General features: G+C 43.9%; 20 protein-coding genes. 8 read left to right on the top strand and 12 right to left on the bottom strand.

Annotation, left to right across the window (positions count from 1 at the left end):
* Positions 1–16 precede the first annotated feature (16 nt).
* A complete protein-coding gene (locus QXT17_RS07050; protein ID WP_342814487.1) occupies positions 17–1,426 on the bottom strand; it encodes a dihydrolipoyl dehydrogenase in 1,410 nt (469 codons plus the stop codon).
* Positions 1,427–1,483: 57 nt separating this feature from the next.
* Here QXT17_RS07050 and sppA point away from each other — a divergent pair, with 57 nt between their 5' ends.
* Positions 1,484–2,404 (top strand): signal peptide peptidase SppA, encoded by a 921-nt coding sequence (gene sppA, locus QXT17_RS07045; RefSeq protein WP_052887009.1) that lies wholly within the window; start codon positions 1,484–1,486, stop codon positions 2,402–2,404.
* Between the two features lie 16 nt (positions 2,405–2,420).
* On the opposite strand, the gene QXT17_RS07040 is transcribed toward sppA, so the two are convergent.
* Genes QXT17_RS07040 through QXT17_RS07025 form a run of 4 tightly spaced genes read right to left on the bottom strand, consistent with a single transcriptional unit; the run spans position 2,421 to position 6,784 of the window.
* Positions 2,421–3,833, bottom strand: coding sequence for a glycosyltransferase family 2 protein (locus QXT17_RS07040; protein ID WP_020961844.1), 1,413 nt, complete (start codon positions 3,831–3,833; stop codon positions 2,421–2,423).
* A gap of 26 nt (positions 3,834–3,859) precedes the next feature.
* Entirely contained in the window at positions 3,860–4,522 is a 663-nt protein-coding gene (locus QXT17_RS07035; RefSeq protein WP_052885489.1) for a hypothetical protein, read from the bottom strand.
* 1 nt (position 4,523) lies between these two features.
* Positions 4,524–5,855, bottom strand: coding sequence for a hypothetical protein (locus tag QXT17_RS07030; RefSeq protein WP_020961846.1), 1,332 nt, complete (start codon positions 5,853–5,855; stop codon positions 4,524–4,526).
* A gap of 47 nt (positions 5,856–5,902) precedes the next feature.
* Positions 5,903–6,784 carry a UTP--glucose-1-phosphate uridylyltransferase gene (locus QXT17_RS07025; RefSeq protein ID WP_020961847.1) on the bottom strand — a complete coding sequence of 294 codons (882 nt, stop codon included), beginning with the start codon at positions 6,782–6,784 and terminating at the stop codon, positions 5,903–5,905.
* Positions 6,785–6,904: 120 nt separating this feature from the next.
* Between QXT17_RS07025 and QXT17_RS07020 the strand changes: the two genes are divergently transcribed.
* The 3 genes from QXT17_RS07020 to QXT17_RS07010 are packed head-to-tail and all read left to right on the top strand — an operon-like array spanning position 6,905 to position 9,496.
* Complete coding sequence (locus tag QXT17_RS07020; RefSeq protein ID WP_020961848.1) at positions 6,905–7,282, top strand: class II SORL domain-containing protein; 378 nt, start codon at positions 6,905–6,907, stop codon at positions 7,280–7,282.
* Between the two features lie 39 nt (positions 7,283–7,321).
* Complete coding sequence (locus QXT17_RS07015; RefSeq protein ID WP_020961849.1) at positions 7,322–8,611, top strand: MFS transporter; 1,290 nt, start codon at positions 7,322–7,324, stop codon at positions 8,609–8,611.
* A gap of 33 nt (positions 8,612–8,644) precedes the next feature.
* A complete protein-coding gene (locus QXT17_RS07010) occupies positions 8,645–9,496 on the top strand; it encodes a DMT family transporter (RefSeq protein WP_020961850.1) in 852 nt (283 codons plus the stop codon).
* Between the two features lies 1 nt (position 9,497).
* On the opposite strand, the gene QXT17_RS07005 is transcribed toward QXT17_RS07010, so the two are convergent.
* From QXT17_RS07005 to QXT17_RS06990, 4 genes are all read right to left on the bottom strand, one after another.
* Positions 9,498–9,782, bottom strand: a complete 285-nt coding sequence (locus QXT17_RS07005; protein WP_020961851.1) for a hypothetical protein — start codon at positions 9,780–9,782, stop codon at positions 9,498–9,500.
* Between the two features lie 30 nt (positions 9,783–9,812).
* A complete protein-coding gene (locus QXT17_RS07000; protein ID WP_020961852.1) occupies positions 9,813–10,799 on the bottom strand; it encodes an asparagine synthetase A in 987 nt (328 codons plus the stop codon).
* A gap of 118 nt (positions 10,800–10,917) precedes the next feature.
* On the bottom strand, positions 10,918–11,331 hold the full coding sequence (locus tag QXT17_RS06995) for a hypothetical protein (RefSeq protein ID WP_020961853.1): 414 nt from the start codon (positions 11,329–11,331) through the stop codon (positions 10,918–10,920).
* Positions 11,332–11,333: 2 nt separating this feature from the next.
* Positions 11,334–12,077, bottom strand: coding sequence for a cyclophilin-like fold protein (locus QXT17_RS06990; protein WP_020961854.1), 744 nt, complete (start codon positions 12,075–12,077; stop codon positions 11,334–11,336).
* A gap of 193 nt (positions 12,078–12,270) precedes the next feature.
* Between QXT17_RS06990 and QXT17_RS06985 the strand changes: the two genes are divergently transcribed.
* The gene (locus QXT17_RS06985; protein ID WP_052887014.1) at positions 12,271–12,759 is read left to right on the top strand and encodes a ferritin; all 489 of its coding nucleotides are present in this window, start codon (positions 12,271–12,273) and stop codon (positions 12,757–12,759) included.
* Positions 12,760–12,782: 23 nt separating this feature from the next.
* Here QXT17_RS06985 and QXT17_RS06980 read toward each other — a convergent pair whose 3' ends face one another.
* Entirely contained in the window at positions 12,783–13,769 is a 987-nt protein-coding gene (locus QXT17_RS06980; protein WP_020961856.1) for a hypothetical protein, read from the bottom strand.
* Positions 13,770–13,923: 154 nt separating this feature from the next.
* Here QXT17_RS06980 and QXT17_RS06975 point away from each other — a divergent pair, with 154 nt between their 5' ends.
* From QXT17_RS06975 to proC, 3 genes are all read left to right on the top strand, one after another.
* Positions 13,924–15,003: a dipeptide epimerase gene (locus QXT17_RS06975; protein WP_020961857.1), complete on the top strand. Its 1,080-nt coding sequence runs from the start codon at positions 13,924–13,926 to the stop codon at positions 15,001–15,003.
* A gap of 54 nt (positions 15,004–15,057) precedes the next feature.
* Positions 15,058–15,537: a hypothetical protein gene (locus QXT17_RS06970; protein WP_342814488.1), complete on the top strand. Its 480-nt coding sequence runs from the start codon at positions 15,058–15,060 to the stop codon at positions 15,535–15,537.
* A gap of 76 nt (positions 15,538–15,613) precedes the next feature.
* A complete protein-coding gene (gene proC, locus QXT17_RS06965; RefSeq protein WP_020961859.1) occupies positions 15,614–16,453 on the top strand; it encodes a pyrroline-5-carboxylate reductase in 840 nt (279 codons plus the stop codon).
* Between the two features lie 20 nt (positions 16,454–16,473).
* Here proC and QXT17_RS06960 read toward each other — a convergent pair whose 3' ends face one another.
* Positions 16,474–16,809 carry a type II toxin-antitoxin system VapC family toxin gene (locus tag QXT17_RS06960; RefSeq protein ID WP_240366742.1) on the bottom strand — a complete coding sequence of 112 codons (336 nt, stop codon included), beginning with the start codon at positions 16,807–16,809 and terminating at the stop codon, positions 16,474–16,476.
* The gene (locus QXT17_RS06955; RefSeq protein ID WP_020961861.1) at positions 16,806–17,090 is read right to left on the bottom strand and encodes a hypothetical protein; all 285 of its coding nucleotides are present in this window, start codon (positions 17,088–17,090) and stop codon (positions 16,806–16,808) included. Before QXT17_RS06955 ends, QXT17_RS06960 begins: the two co-directional genes overlap by 4 nt.
* Positions 17,091–17,203: the final 113 nt, after the last annotated feature.

Here is a 17,203-nt window from a genome sequence, read left to right as displayed (position 1 = left end):
AAAAGTTGACTTTGTACTAATGGTGATGATGCTTTTTCCATTCTCCTGGTTCATGCAGGTGGAAGAACGCCCTCTCCACTACCTCTGAGAGGGCTGGGTGTATATGCATGCCGTTGTAGATTGGCTCAGCACTTCCATCGGGGGTATACATTAGGTTTACTATTTCCTGTATCAGGATGGATGCTTCTGGGCCTATTATGTGGGCTCCAAGGATTCTGAATGTTTCCCTGTCAAGTATTACCTTTACGAAATAATCAGAAACCATCATGGCCTCTCCCTTTGCCGTCTCCTCGTAGCCGGCTATCCCTACAAGGATATCGTACTTCTTCATTGCCTCTTCTTCCCTCAAGCCAACACTTGCAACTTCTGGCTCTGTAAAGATTGCGTGTGGCACCGCGTCGTATCTGGCTTTAACCTCTTCGCCCTTGAAGGCATTCCTGTAGACAATTATGCTTTCGTAGTTGGCCTTGTGCTTATACATCTGTTTGCCAGTAGCGTCACCGAAAGCCCATATACCTTCTTTAGACGTCTTTAGGTATTCGTCCACTATTATCCACCCCTTCTCGTCTGTCTTTACACCGGTTTTCTCTGGCTTAGTGATGTCGCTGTTCGAGGCTCTACCCGAGGCAACTAGTATCGCGTCTGCCTCGAGCTCGACGTTTTCGCCTGTAAGCTTGTTTTCGGCTACCACGATTTGTCTGTCTCCATTCTTCCTGAACTCGACAACCTCGTGGCGGGTCTTTATTTCCATGTACCTGGATAGATCCCTCTGGAGCAACTCCGAGACTTCGGGTTCCTCTTCTTTTAGTATTCTCTCTCCCCTCTGGAGTATTGTTACCTGGCTACCCATCATGGCTAGGAAAAAGCCAAGCTCTAGCCCAACGAATCCCCCGCCTATAACGACTGTTTTCCGTGGCAGTTTTCTCAGTTCCCGAAAGAAATTGTCATTCGTGTAGTATTTTACCTCGTCTATTCCTGGCACTCTAGGAACTGCTGGCTTAGAACCTGTACACAGCAACACTATTTCGCCCTCGATTTCTCTGCCCCCCACATCTACAGTATAGTCTCCCACGAATGTGCCATTTGTCTGGTATAGGTCTATGAGTGGATGATGCTTCAGGGAATGCTCTATCTCTTTACTTTCCTTGTAGATCCTTTTCCAGACCCTTTCCATTGTCCAAGCAAAGTCTGGGGGAGAATAGCTCACATTTATGCCGAACTTGTCTGCTTCCCTTATCCTCCTAATGTTCCGGGCAACCTCTATCAGCATCTTGGAGGGTATGCATCCACGGGTTAGGCATATCCCGCCAACCATGTCGTTTTCGATCACTGCGTAGCGGTAGCCCTGACCCTCATTTATTAGCTCAGAAACAATGTTCATGGCCGAGCCTGTACCAAAAACGATGACGTCGTAGTGTTTAGTCATATATGTTTCTGCTTTCTTGTCAATATATTTATTTATTGCATTTCTATGGATATATTAATGTCCGGCCTAAAGGAAAAGGTTTGGAGAAAACTTCCTCTAATAATAATCCTGACAGTAGTAATTCTGGGAGTTGTTCTGGCAGTGTTTTCCCAGAGACAACCATTCACTAGCCTACAGCCTTATGTTGCCCAGATAACAATAACGGGGACAATAGACTACTCTTCTTCCTCGATTCTAGGAACAACGACAGGAGTAGAGGAGTACATTAGACTCATAAAACAAGCAGAGGAAGACCCCCTAGCCAATGCTGTAATCATAGTATTCGACTCCCCAGGCGGAACAGTCACAGCGTCCGACGACCTTTACCAGGCCGTAAAGAGCCTGGCCTCAAAGAAACTTGTCGTGGCCTATGCTAAGGGCCTCATGGCTAGCGGCGCATACATGGCCGCACTCCCCGCAAAAGTTATCTTGGCTAGCCCAACCAGTGAAGTAGGATCAGTTGGCGTAATCATGACTGTTCTCAACGTTGAAAACCTTCTTGGAAAACTTGGTATAACCGTCTACACATTTAAGTCTGGAACACTCAAGGACATTGGGTCCCCTTACAGGAATATGACAGAGCAAGAAATAAAGATAATGAACGACTTTGTAAACTATTATTTCGAAATCTTCAAGGAAAGAGTGATAATGAATAGAGGAAAAGTCTCTGACGAAGTCTTCACGGGTCAACCGTTTACTCCAGTAAAAGCCAAAGAGGCAGGTCTAATAGATGACATATGTACATATGAAGAAGCAGTCAACCGGACAAAGAGTTTAGCGGGTTTGCCCGAAGATGCACCAGTAATAGAGCTTAAGCCGAGAACACCATCGCTCCTCGACGTTTTGTTAGGCGTTTCTGAGAGGAGGAGCTCAATAACTATTCCAAGCATTGTTGTCTTGGCGATGTGGCCTCCACCAGTCGCAATCGTTTTACCTTAAAGAAGATTCGAATAGCTCAGGCGACTATTTTTTCTGCTCTAGCTAGGGTCCATAGAGATGCAGTGAAAAATGCAAGGGACAATGCCCCGATAATGGTATTCTGGTTTAAGACTGATATGAAGAGGCTTAGAGTGCTCCATAGCAACATGTAGAAGGGATCTTTAGGCTTCTTTTCCTGTGTTTCTTTCTTTCCCTTCGGTGTCACTTCGTAACTGAGAGGGAGGCCAAGTAACCCTTTCAGGCTGTTCCAGGCAAGGGTAGGTGTAAGCGTTGTTAGTATGGCTGTGAATCTTCCGAGGTTTGTTATGGTTTGTTTTAGGCTGTATTTTTTCATGAGTCTCTGATAGAGATAATAGTATATAGGAAATATGAGAATGAAAGGCGACGACATGTATAGGATTTCTTCCAAGAACATGCCAAAAGTTATACGTTGTTCCAGTGCCCCTGCTATGGGTAAAAGGAGAAATGAAATAGAGACGGGGATTGTGAGAAGAGGCAGAGACATATAGGCGAGCATTTCTAGCCTCCTCCAAAAAGACAGCTTGTGGCTTTTAATGAGTTTTAAGGCGGATCTCCTCAAGACGTCACTCGTGCCATATGCCCATCTTTTTTGTTGCGTCTTGAACGCAGCAAGCGTCGAGGGGACAAGAATCCTCAGAGACAGTTCTCCAAGCAGATGTGTATCATAGCCGTTTAGGGCAAGCTTAACCCCCATCCATATATCGTCTTGAATTATGTTGTCTCCCCAGCCGCCCACATCTAAGACAACGTTTTTGTCATAAATTGTTCCAGAGCCTAGAGGAAAAACAAAAAGGCCCGCCTGGCTCCTCATTCTGTAGAGGAGATCCGAGCCAAAATCTGTGAAAAACTTTACCGCGTGTGCTAGACGCGTCCCTCTTGTAAAGTAACCTTCCCATGGTATTACACTTGCTCCCCCGTTTTGGAGCCCTGTACAAATTTTTGTGGCAATTTCTAGTGTTGGTTCAGCGTCGACGTCTAGTATCAAGAAATGAGTGGCAGTAACATTTTTTAGATAGTCATCTAGTGCGCCAGTTCTCCCGCCTCTACGGTCTGGCCTGTGGAATATGGATATGGGGAGGTCGTATCCCAGGGCTTCAGCTAGATTTCTTACGTAGTCGCTTGAGTCGTCTGAAAGTATAGTTAGGCGTGTGAAACAGGGGCTTGTCAGGAGGACTGCTGAGTTACGTCTTGTTTTTTCGACAACTAGTTCTATTGGCTCAGAATAGATTGGTACAACAGCTTCTAATGTGCCCCTAGAAGCCCTATGAATGTTGTTGTTTGCTTTGTTTCTTCTTCTGTTTGCAATAGCTAAAATAAGGGTCTCATACAAGAGGAGTAAAAGTATTGGAAATACTACCAAGAGCATGGCTATTGTGCTTAGAAGTGGTATCGCTGTGTAGCTTTCCATAGGCCATGTCACCACATAATAAATGGTTAGTCCTCGCTGGATACTGGCAGGTCTCTGTCTCTGGACTCTGCTATTTCTTTGGAGCGGAGAGTTCTCAGCAGGAGATCTATCTGTTCGCCGAAGAATGCCCACAGCGAAAAGACGCCTATAAGGAGGCCGATGCCTATAGCTATTCCAATCGCTAGTGCCAGCTTTATTTCGCTACTGAGTGCTGCAAGGTCGATGAGGAGCAGGGTTATGAGGAGAAGACTTAGCATTGTGAAGAATCTTTCAGTTTTCCTTTCTAGCCTCATAGATTTGACCAATGCGTCGATAATTACAAAGGTAAGCATTGATAATACCACTACGCTACCGACCCTGTATATGTAAGCTATTAGGTCCCGATATGCCTGCGTGTATTCTGGGACAAATATTCGAACCACAATTGCTGTGCTAGTGGCTATTACGCCTGCGTCTGCCAAGAAGATTATAAGGGAGTTTACCGGTATTCTTGTTCCTTCGGGGACAGCTCTCTTTACATAGTCTTCCAGCCTGCTTGTACGGACAAGCCAGTTAATTGCCTTGTTGAGAAGCTTTACAAAGAGGAGCGTTACAAAAATTACAAGCGTGGCGAGACCTGCCTTGGGAAAGAGTGACAAGATGTCTTCAAGGAGCTGACGGAGAAGCATAGTGATCTCTGCGTCCGACATGTCAACCACCGATTATTAGGAATGCTAGCTTATAAATTATATATAAGAGCAAAGCCAGTGTCATCAAGGTTACTGCTTCAAAGAATGTTTTGAGGAATTCTTTAGAGGCTTGAACCGTGAATGTGAAACCTGTGAGGCTAATAGAGTAGATTAGTCTGCTGAACTCGTACGCCTTTCTTCCTGGAATTATAGCGGTTTCAGGTATAGCAAGTAAGACTATTATGACAGCTAGGAACTTGATGATAGCTGACAAAATGAGCCCTGTAAATGGATCCTTGACAAATATGTATGCAACCATCGAGGCTATGAGCAATCCTGTATAGTTGCCGGCAACAAGAAATGCGGATGCCTTTATTCTTCCCATGCGTGCATTAACCTCAGCGAAAATCTGCATTGCGAGTAAGTTTGCAGCCATAAAGGTTAGAGATGTAAAGAACGATATCCCTACATGGGCATACGGGTAGCTGATAAATGGTATTAGTCCCGTCAGCAAAGTATTTGCAACTAGGCCAACCATATATGACTTGTAGCCCCTAAACAGGAATGAGCCAAGAGTGCCTCCAATGTTCCCCGTTACACTCAGGGCGAGAGCTATATAGATAGGGGCGCCTAAGCTCTTTAGAAAAGGAGTCCACGACAATCCCACTAAGTTGCTACCGGCCAGCATGAATGTGAGAACCAGAAAAGCCGAGTGTCCTCTTACAATTACTTCGACCGGCGTCTCCTGCTGTTTCTCTACTATTTGAGAGGGAAACTTTGGGACAAGTATGAAGGCGAGAGAGCTTCCCAGGCCAATAACAAATGCCGCAAAGTAGGATATAATGTAGCTTTGAGGGGGATTATAGACGTAGGAAACGAAGGTCATAAAGAGGGATCCAAGCAAGGAAGCAACTGCTCCAGCTGCTGATCTCCAGACTGAGACATTTATCACGTCTTGTATAGATGAGAAATATGAGTAGATTAGTGCTCCAATGAAAATGCTTACCACTGCTGAGATAAGGTTTCCAAGCATGTAGGTAAAGGATATCAGCTCTATGTTGCCCAAGAGGAAAGGCAAGAGGAACCATACAACTCTTTCAGTCACATGTGTAGTGAAGGCCAGGAATTTGAATTTCCTTGTAAGGCTGTCGGAATACCTGTACAATATCAATGATAGAATAGACCCGCTTAGGCCTGTGGGCAAGAGTATGAGTGCCATGTTTCCTAGGCTGTACCCGCTATACGAGATCATTGGGATAAAGAGACCCCTAGTTATTGAGACGTAGAATCCTCCTAGGAATGCTTCTACAACTAGGAGTACCTTAGCAATATTTTCTTCTGGCGAAGACGACACGTTAACTCATGTTCATGAATATTTATTAAAAGTTTTTAGGTTAGGAGTTAGAGGTCTAGGTTCTCTTGCAAGATGTTTTTCAAAGCTTCGGAACCCATATGGTGCTTCAGCGAAACCAAAATTGCTCTGAGGAAAGACTCCCAGTTTCCAACATCTACCCAGTCTGCCTCAGACTCATAAGCTATAAACTCTACGCCACTCTTGATCAAAAGCTGGATTGAATCTGTTATCTCGATTTCTCCCCGTGGACTTGGCTTCGTCTCTTCTATCGCTTTGAATATCTCGGGTGGAAAAATATACAAAGAGACATTTGCCAAGTTGGAGACAAATTCCTTTGGCTTCTCAACTATGCCTTTTACAAGGTAAACGAATTCCGCAACTTTATCCCCAACGATTACTCCGTATCTGCTTGGGTCTTTTACTTTTCTCACAGTTATGACTGGCTTTTTAGTCTGGCCATGCAAAGAGATAACTTTCTCCGTAACATTCTCTCCCACAAATATGTTGTCAGCAGCCGCGGCTAGGAAAAAATCGTCACCCACAAATCCCTTAGCCATGTATACTGCGTGCCCAGTTCCCCTAGGGATAGGCTGATTTACCCAGACGATAAATGACTTCTCTATTTTTTCATAGAAATCTTTTAACAGCTCTGCGTATTCATCTTTACCATTTCTTTCAAGGTATTCGACAAAGTCCCAATCAGGAGTAAAGTGGTCTTCTATTGCACGTTTACCCCGTCCAACAACAAAGCAGAATTCACGTATCCCTGCATCATATAGCTGTTCAAAAGCGACCTGTATTACTGGTTTAAGATACATTTTGCCGTTGAACCCATAGAAAATTGGTAGCATCTCCTTCGGCATCTCTTTGCTGTAGGGGACAAGCCTTGTCCCAAGACCTGCGGCAAGCAATACTCCTTTAGAAATCATACATGCCTCTGCCTAGACTCCAAATATATATGTATAACGTGTAGATACGCTACCCCATTTTCTATATTTTGGCAAGGGCTAAATTTTTATACCATACCTTAACTAAGAGATTTGACAAACATGGCAAAAAAGTTTGGAGACCTGATATATTCTCCGGAAGTTGCGGCAGGCGAAGCAGTCTCAAAGGTTGAAACCCACACACCAAAGATCGAGGCTCCCGACGAGGTCAAAGCTGGGGAACCATTCTACATTAAGATAAAGGTTGGGCCACATCCAAACACACTACAACACTCGATTAGGTGGATAGAGGTATACTTTGAAGAGGAGGGTAGAGCATTCAACCCTATAATGCTTTCGAGGATACATTTAGAGCCCGAGCTCGTAGAGCCAGAAGTTACACTCAAGCTTGTCCTAAAGAAGAGCGGAGTAATTTATGCCCTAGAATACTGCAACCTTCACGGTGTCTGGGAAGGCAGGAAAGCAATAACTGTAAAGTGAGCTAGTAAAAAATAATAATACTTTTTTTGCATTTATCTTGTGTTAACTAAAAAACAAAAATTTGTCTACGGGTTCGCACGCTTCGGCTCTACAATTTTCATGGGTCTCTACGACTTTGCGAGCTTCTATATCTACTGGCAGGTCTTCAAGCTAGACCCCGCCCTAGCGGGAATTATGGGAGCCGCTGGAAAAATCACTATAATGATCGCCAGCTACATTATTGGCTTTATTAGTGACTCTATATGGACGAGGCTTGGCAGGAGAAAGCCATTCATATTGACAGGGGCCCCCATGCTTGCTCTCTCTGGCTTCTTACACTTCACACCAATTTATTTTCTAACAAGTATAGACCAGTCTTCCTTGTTTTTGTGGGGTGTGGGGACAAGTGTCCTTTTCCACATCTTCTATGCGTGGCTTCTAACTCCGTATCAGGCTTGGCTTCCAGAGATTTCCGAGCCTCACGAAAGAATCGATATATCAATGATACAGAACTTGTCTAATATTTTTGGGCAAGTTGTCAGCACTGTAACAAGCTTCTCCGCCAAGATGCTCGTTGCTTCTGGGCTGTTAACGCCACTTATGGGTCTATATGCCCTCGTCCTGGTGGCATTGTTTACTCCTCAGGTCTTTATACTACCTGTCGAAAGGAAGACTGAGACTATAAGACCCTCTTTAAGAGACTTTCTTACAGTTTTTAGGTACCCTGAATATATGAAGTGGATGGGTGTCAGAGGGCTAATGTCTGCAAGTGTACAAATGCTTTCAATCTCTATTGTTGCTTATATAGAGTACGTAATAGGAGTCGAGAAAACCCTAGCTTCTGCATCCTTTGGATTAATCCTTGTATTATTCGTTGCAGGTGCTTTCCCATTATGGAGCAGGTTGGGCAAAACACGCGGGAAAGGTTATGCCCTTTCATTGGCCATAACTGTCTTAGTAGTCACACTTCTCTTGACGCCTGTCCCTCATTTTATTAATGAAACTGCTTTAAAGATACTTTTTGGATACCTCATTGTAGCTGTTGGCGCTGTAGCAGTCTCGGCCTACGTGTTGTTCCCATACGCTGTACTTGCTGACCTCGCACACTGGTATCAAGAAAGAACTGGCGAAAACAGGGCTGGGCTATTCACTGGATTCGAGGGGATACCGATAAACATTTTCGAGTCACTTGCATACTTGGTCACTGGTTATCTAATGAGTCTGCCAAACGTAAACGGCTACACAATGGGTCTGATCCTGTGGGGACCTATAGGTGCGTTCTTCGCCTTGATAGCTCTCTTGCTCTTAAAGAAAACAAACATTGATCCATTTCTTGCCAGGAATCGTTAAAGCTATATTTCTTTTTGTTTTTCTACATGTCTTGTGTACGGAGAGATACTTGCACTCATGGCTGCATTATCGTTCAGCGGGGCTGCGTTGCTCTATAGGGCAGGAGTAAAAAACAGCGACATCCACCCGCTTGTTTTGAGCGGTTTCCGCGGAATATTTGCACTTATGTTCATGCTGGTCGTCGCCCTGTTTTACCCAGTAAATCTAGCTAAGCCTCCAGTATTCTATTTAATAGTTGCAGTCTCCATGCTTGCCTCTTTTGTAGCCGGGGACTCTGCATTCTTGTATGGTCTCCAAAGAGCCCCCGTGAGCATAGTGTATCCAGTAGCCTATACTTTCTCTATTTCTACCTCTGTCTTCTCCCATTTTCTATTAAATGAAAACTTAGCAATGAAAGACATGCTTGCAGCAGTATTCATCATTGTTGGTGTTTTCTTTGTATATAGAGGCTCCAACTCCTACAAGTCCAACAGCCTCGTTGGGATACTTGCAGGACTAACCGCAAGCCTGTTCTGGGGGCTCGGCGTCTCGACTATGGGACTGGCACTGCACTGGGGGAGCTCTATAGAGGTAAATATCTCGAGGTTGACTTTGCTGATCCTGCTAACTTCGCCGCTCATCCTAAACAACAGAGAAAAGCTCAGAGAACAAGTAAAACTCTCTTATCTTGCTCTTGGAGGAATAATGGGTATAGGGATAGGCCCCTTACTCTTTATGAGCTCTATTGGGCTTATAGGCGCTTCTAGGTCAAGCATATTTATTTCTTCTACGCCGGCGCTGACGGTAGTCCTGTCAAATGTTTTCTTAAAAGAAAAGACCTCTGGAAAACTTCTTCTGGGAGCTCTACTCGTTTCAGTAGGTCTTCTTATTGTAAGCATAAAGTAGACTATTCCTTGGACAATTGAAGACTAAGTTTCTCACTTTTAAGGACGTGGTCTTCTTTGGACGCTTCTTCCTCATCAGACAACACTTTCACGAAGTAATACTCTGTTACCTTTGACTCTGCAATTATGTCACTTATCGATGACAATTTTTCATCGTAGGCAATCTCTATGACAGACCCGTAAACCTTTACAGACTTCACAGATGGTATCCTAAGGAAAAGGGCCTTGGAGGGGGCTACACAGCTCCCGCAACCTATACCCTTAACCTGTATACGTGCGAGACGCATAATTACAAAAAGATAAAGAGATAAAAATATTTAGAGTTCCAGAACTATTCCCGGCACCCTTGGGAAAAGCTGCAGTTCGCCTATATGTTCAATTCCGGTAACCCATAGGAGCAACCTCTCGACACCAATACCTGCGCCAGCGCTTGGGAGAAGCCTTCCCTCCTTTGCTAGGCTCAAAAGTACCTTGTAGTTTTCAAGCGGCACACCGTCCCTCTTCATTTTTGAAACTATCTTGTCATATTTGTATTCTCGTCTAGCTCCAGACAGAATTTCTCCCACTCTTGGAACATATAGGTCATAGTTGTCCCAGACGCCTGTCGCCTCGTCTTCATAGTCGTAGAATTCTCTTGGAATGTTAACTATCCAGAGGGGTTCTTTTAGTTCTTCTCGAAGGATGTCTGGCCACTTTTCACCATACTTCTCCTCAGCCTCACGGCTATCCATAACCTTGAAGGGGATGCTGAAACTCAAAAGGTCATATGTTCCTAGTTCTTTTAATTCACTTGAGAACCTAGCCCTTAGGAATGCAATATACTCTCTGAGTAGTTCCTCAACGAATTTCCTTACGTCGGCGGAGCTGGCTCCACGTATTTCGAAGTCTAGCTGTGTGAACTCGTAGCCATGTATGCCTGTGTTGAGTCTCTCCCTTTTTTCAATTCTGATGTTGGGGGAAAAGATAAAGATCCTGGGAGCTAGAAGAGAAACTAGTACCTGTTTGTGTACAATCATGCTATGGGTGGTTCTCACAGTTTCTCCATATATCTCGATCTCTATCCTTTTTTCGATACTGAAGTCGGGATCGGGCCAGAGGGGGTCTGTAGCTTTAGAGAGAATTACGGGCATTATCCACTCAAAACCCTTCTCGACAAAATATTCTGATAGGTAACGTAGGGTATGTGTCGTAATCCGTGTTGTTAGCCTTTTTCTCTCTATTTCCTCTGGGGAAAGCTCGTTGAGCTGCTTTATTTTAGACTCGTGGAGTTGCTTGAGAATTAATTTGGTTTGTTCCTTGGTCATAATTCATTTTTGAACCCTCTTTATAAAAACTCTTACGGGTATTTTTTTGAAAATATTGCAATAATTGTGACAAAAATCCTTAGATAAATGGAAAAAATTCACAGGAAAAATGACTCTTCTAGTGCTCGTGTTCGTGAACCTCTCCTGGTTCAGCAAGCTCAAACATTATATCCACGACTCTTGCAAATTCCTTTACTTCGAGAACACTCAGACCCTCGTCGCTCTTTATGACAATATATCCCTTGTCTTCGTATTCTTTACATTCGCTTTCTGTTTTACAGGTTGCTATCTCTTCGATTATGGCTACTATGGGCTCTATGCCTCCTGAGAGTAGCTTGTACATTTCGCATGGATCCTCTATAGCTGTTACAACTTCCTCTGCATGGTGTTCCTCTACTAGTTTCAGTATTTCCTCTGCTTTTTCTAGGGGACCAACACCTATAACTTGAACATTTTCTCCGAGGGAGTCCTTCAGCTTGTCATATATGTGTGGAGTTGCTGGGATATCTATGGCCCATATTACTTTTTTCATTTTTAGCTCACCAGCGACAAAACGTCTAGGACTTTCTGGTAATCTGTTATGAGTCTGTTTAGCTTGTCTATGAGGTCGTTTTCGTTTGATGCATATTCAGATAGTATAACAAAGCCTTCTTCGTTTATGTCTAGACGGCTCTTTATTAGGTGTGCCCTTATCCTAAGTTGCAAAGCCTCGTCTATGGCTGAGAAGTCTCTCTTGAATATGGGGTCGCTCTCAATTATGTAGCCAAATTTTTCAACAAATATTTCGAAGCCAATCCTTGTGTCCCTCTTCGTCGAGGCCCCAACTATGCTTACAACGTCCCTCCAGTTGCGTGGTGCAACTAGGTAGCCAGACTCACGTATCAATTTAACTAGCTTCTGCATGTCGGGTGGATATTCTTCGTCTCGGGGCACATCTACCTTAACCTCGGATCCATTTTCTATTTGTAAAACGTAGTGTTTTGGACCAAGGAACCATCCCAGGGGTATAACAGGTCCATACGGCTGGTTTGGGCCGGCAAATAGGCAGAGGGCTTTCCCCGGAGGCCAGTATGCAAGGCTACCGGCGACTATTCGAGAAGTGGTTGGTCCGCTTAGCTCGATGCCTGTTGAGAAGTAGATTTCTTCTTTCCATCTTTCAGCGACAGAACTTACTGGGAGATGTTTGCTCAGTATATCACCAAGATCTTCCTGTGAAATATGTCCAAGAATCTCCATTGATTCCCCGTTTTTTGAGCTAAACGTTATCCTGAGATACATATCATAGTAAGAAAAGTATGTACTTATTTACTTTGTGCAAGAAGAAAACAAGCAATTCAAAAGTGTAGATATGAAAAGCCTAACAACTAGTCTGTAGAACCAGCTAGTTTTAAATCTTTATTCTATAGGAACTGGGCATTTATTAAACCAGCAGGTTTATTATTGACCGATAACACTTAATTTAGGCGATAATATGAATGACCAAACTTTACCTTTAGAGTTTAACAAGCAAATGAACCAAGAATTAAGAAATGCCTATCTTTATTTTGCCATGGCTAGCTATTTTGACGGGTTGTCTCTTAAGGGATTCGCTAATTATTTTAAAGTGCAGGCTAGAGAAGAATTAGGCCATGCAATGAAGTTCTACGAATTTATTATTGATAGAGGTTGGAAAATAGAGATACAAGACATACCGAGGCCGAAATCTTCCTGGGGAAGTATCCTTGAGGCAGTTGAAGACTTCTTGGCGGCAGAGGTTGAAAACACAAAGCGTATTTGGAGACTTGTCGACTTAGCTAGAGAAAGTGGCGATAAGGCTGCAGAAAGTTTCCTGCAGTGGTTTGTAAATGAACAAGTAGAAGAAGAGAAAAACGCCAATGAGTTGCTGGCTATGTTGAAACTTACTAAGGAGCATCCAAGTGCTATATTTGCTCTTGACAGGGTTCTTGCTGAGAGAAAATAGAGAATTCCCCAGTTTTTCATTTTTTAGTGTGGATTTTTCTTTTCTAGGTGTTGCTTAACAATGCTAAGCGTTGTCTTATTGAAGTAGCCTGAAGTTATAGCGTAGCTAAGAAGAGAGGGAACTAGATACCAGCTCCGAGGGCTCATATAGGCCATTTCTAGCGCCTTATCGAGGCCTTCTGCCCTTAAAGCTGTCTGGACGAGCAGTTCTTCAATGTCGTTGTTTAGTGTTAGGTTTTGTTGGAGATAATTCTTGGCTGAAACGTAGAGCTTCATTGATGCTGTATGCATCGATGCTTCTGCTAGGTTCCTAGCTACAAGCAATGATAGGAATGCATCTACTTCCGTAAGGACTGGGGAAAGCTTCTCGCATATTTTTTCTGCAAACAACTCGGAGCTGTACCTGTCAAACATGTAGTAGCTTTTTAGAAGCCTGGATATAGCCACTATTCTCCTAACGGTATTCTCTACTTTTTTTGTTGCCTCAATGGCTTCTCTTAAAAGAATTTCGACGCCAGGGTTCATTGCAGAGGCCTCGGCAAGCGTAGTAGCTCTTAGGTGCGGCTTAAGTTGTCTTGAGATAGCTAGAGCCTCTTCGATGTGCCCAAGGGTTGAGAGAGAAATAACTAGCCTTGAGCGGCCTTTCCAGCTAGCCTTAGGAAGCCACTCATATGCCTGGTTGACGTATTCCCTATGATTATATCCAAGCGCGTTGGCTGTTTCGGCAAGCCTCGAAAATACAAAGATTTTCCTTGAAGGGTTTAGGCTCTGCACCAGGGTTTCTAGCTCTGCCAAGTTGCGGTTCCAGAGCTCTGGAAGGTACGTCGGTGTCTCAGCTAGAAGGTATGCCTTTAGGTATAAATCCCTAAGCTTAGATAAGTGATCTTTCGGATCGTTACCGAAAAAAGTAAGAGAACGTATATACATTGCTTTTGCCAGCTCGCCTGTCTTTGTTTTGGGAACGCGTTTTACTAGGATCTCCAGATCAAACAAGTATTGTTGGATACTCATCGTCTTTTAATTTTGATTGATAAGTATACCCGTTTCTTGTGTCTTTGGGACACCTATAAACAAAATACAACCGTCATATGGGGTTAAGCTCTGCCAAGGAATGTTTACAAGGTCTAGGAAAAGATATATAGGGACTTAAACCTCTAATAGAAATGTGGAGATAGAGGCCTGGATTTCTGAGGTTCCGCTAGTTGAGCCTCTCCGAATAGCTCCTGGAACATCTTATACACAGCGTTCCATCATTATAAGGCTTCGCGACGGAGACCTAGAAGGGTGGGGTGAGGCTTGCCAGTCTCGAAGGGTGCTTGGAGAAACAATGGAAGACGCATTAGCTTCTCTCAAGAAAATTATCCCAGCAATCAAAAAGGCAAGCTATGAATCCATAGAGGCCATTCATGAGTTTACAGAGGGCTTAGACGCTACCCCATCTATAAAAGCCGCGCTAAACATTGCCTTGCTAGACATGTATTCCAAGAGCCAGAAGAGACCACTCTGGAAGCTTTTAGGCGGATACCGCGAAAGCCTTGTTACCGATGTTACTATAGGCATCATGGAGCCGGAAGAAATGGCCCAGAGAGCATTGAAGTTTGCAGAAAGAGATTTTACAATTTTCAAGCTAAAGCTTGGAGAAAACCCCGAGAAGGATATCGAGAGAGTAAAGAAGGTTAGAGATGCACTTGGAGAAGGGCCAACTATTAGGGTCGACGCGAACGAGGGCTGGAGATATGAGGATGCAGTTAGGGTGATAAACAGGATAGCTGACTACGAGGTCGAACTAGTCGAGCAACCATTGAGACACGACATGCTCCATGAGCTAAAGATGCTCAGGAGAGAGAGCCCTATACCCATAGCTCTCGACGAGAGCGTTCGCACGCCGGGCGAGGCTCTAAGAGCCGTGGAGGAAGACGCAGCAGACATAATAAACATAAAGCTCATGAAGAGCAGGGGAATAACGCCCGCGATAAGAATTATAGCTATAAGCGAGACTGCAGGGGTCAAAAACATGGTTGGATGTTTTTCCGAGACGCGTCTAGGAATAACTGCTACTGCGTATCTAGCACAGGCCTATAGGAACGTATACTATTACGACCTAGACTGCGACATACTCAGCATAGACCCCGTGTTTAGAGGCGGCTCGGAGCCGGAGGGACCAGTGAGGAGACCTTCACAGGGCTACGGCCTAGGTGTCACATTGCCAAACGAGGGTTATCTTAGACCAGCCAAGATTGTCTAATGCAGGATTATAAGAAGTTTAGGTATATTATTATATTTTTACAATTATTTCTGTATGAGCGAAATATCTGAGGAGGTAAAAATCAGGGATTTAAAGCCATATAACGTCCTGGTTGCATGCTTCTTAGCAGGCTTCAGGGAAAATGGGGTTTTAAATTTCGGCATACTAAGAGGCGTCGCCGAGAATACTGGAAGAAGGATTTATGAAGCATATAGTGACGGGGTTCCCAAGGATCCCAAGTCTGCAGCTGAGTGGCTTCTAGCTAAACTAGAGATCTCAAAAGATAGCCACGTAGTAATAGATGGTAGTAATGTAAGGATTAGAATAAAATCTAGGTTTTGCCGGTACTGCCCGAAAGGTGTGGGCGGCTTAGAATTGCCAGGGGTTCTTTGTCCGTTCCCGGGACTTTTTAAAGGTTTTCTTGAGGGTGCGACCGGGATAGAGCTTGCCTATCCCCAGAATGGTTTATACAGGGATGAGGAGAAGTACTGCAATATCATATTATCATTCAAGGAGCCGTCAGAACAAAAATAAATACGTCACCATCAACATGTAAATTTTTTCGTTTTTGTCTCGAAAAATTTAAAAATCCTTTCTTTTTGGCTGACTCATGACATACAATCACCATAGCACCGTTGCTGTTCTCGGTTCAGGAAAAATAGGGCTCGCATTTGTGAAACAGATTCTGCAGAAGACATCCTATAGGGTCTACGCTACTGGAAGGAGAAGTGAAACGCTGAAAGCCGCCGAGAGCCTAGGCGCTCTAGCACTGAGGGATAACAATCTGGCTGTAAGAGAGAGCGGGATAGTAGTCATAGCTGTTAAGCCTTTCCATTTCCCGCAACTTTTATCAGAAGTCGAGCCTGAAAGCTGGAAGGGAAAAATAGTAGTCTCCCTAATGGCCGGCGTCAAGCTTGACACACTTAGGGCTGCGATTCCAGGCGCCCGTGTCTTTAGGGCTATGCCAAACCTCAATTCATATGTAGGTTTCTCATCTACTGCTGTGGCCGAGAACGGCTATGATGATACAAGCAGAACAGTGGAAGAGTTCCTGAAGATCTTCGGAAAGGTCTACTGGGTACCAGAAGAATATCTCGATATCTGGACTGGTCTAGCTGGTAGTGGCCCAGCTTTTATAGCGGAGATCATTGACGCGATGGCTATGGGGGCAGTTGCCGCTGGCATGCCCCGGGAACTCAGCTATGAAGCAGTGCTAGACGTTTTAGAGGGTACTGCGCGCCTACTCAGAAGCAGGCTCTACCAGCACCCGGGACAGCTTAGAGACGATGTGACTACGCCTGCGGGGACAACAATAAAGGGCCTGATGGTTCTGGAGAGCGGCGGCGTAAAAGCTGTATTGATGAAGATGGTTGAGGAGGCTTCTAGGAGGTCTCGCGAGATTGGCGAAGAGATAAACTTGAAAATTCTCGAAAAAATAAGACAAAGATGAATTTTTAAATGAGGAAAAATCTAGACGAATTTCTCGAGTATCATTTTGAAGGAGGGCTCTACTTCCCTTATCACAAGAAAATCTTCATCCATTGTTACTAGCTCTTCATTCCTGTTTAGACAAACTGCCGCAATAAGTAGATCTGAGGCTCCTAGAGGTTTTCCTATCACTCTAAGCCTTTTCTGTAGATGAACAGCCCTTAGTTGTTCAGCTCTTGTTGGAAAGTAAATCTCTCCATGAAAATTCTCGTAGTCAAGTATTGGCGGGTACTCGATTAGAGATACAACGGTTATGTTTTCCCATATTTCTAATCCTTTTTTGACCCTTGAAATCACAGAAGAAGTGTCGAGTATCAATATCCCACCTTGCTCAGCTTCTCTATTCTCCTTTTTTCTCTTTGCCTCAATAAAGACTGCAAAATGTCTTCTTCGAGTACGGCTTTTTCCTCTGTTGTCTTTATGTTCAACATTTCCATTAAAAGCAGTACTTCTTCTCGGGTTAAACCTTCTTTTTCGGCCTTTATTGAGAGAGCTTCGAGAGTAATGGCACGCCTAGCTATTTCGGACCAATTCACGTGTTTGTATTTTTTAATTAATTCGTAAAGCCAGTCTGGGACGCTAAGGGTTATATTTGCCATACATATTTCTGTGTATTATGTGTAATACGTGAATATAAAGTTACAGTTTCAATATCAGCAAAAAGACAGTCTGCGAAGAGAATCTGAGAAAGACTAAGCCTTCATAACATAAA

This window comes from Thermofilum sp. (genome assembly GCF_038871435.1).
Lineage (GTDB): Archaea > Thermoproteota > Thermoprotei > Thermofilales > Thermofilaceae > Thermofilum > Thermofilum adornatum.
This window is presented reverse-complemented; position numbering and strand designations above follow the sequence as displayed.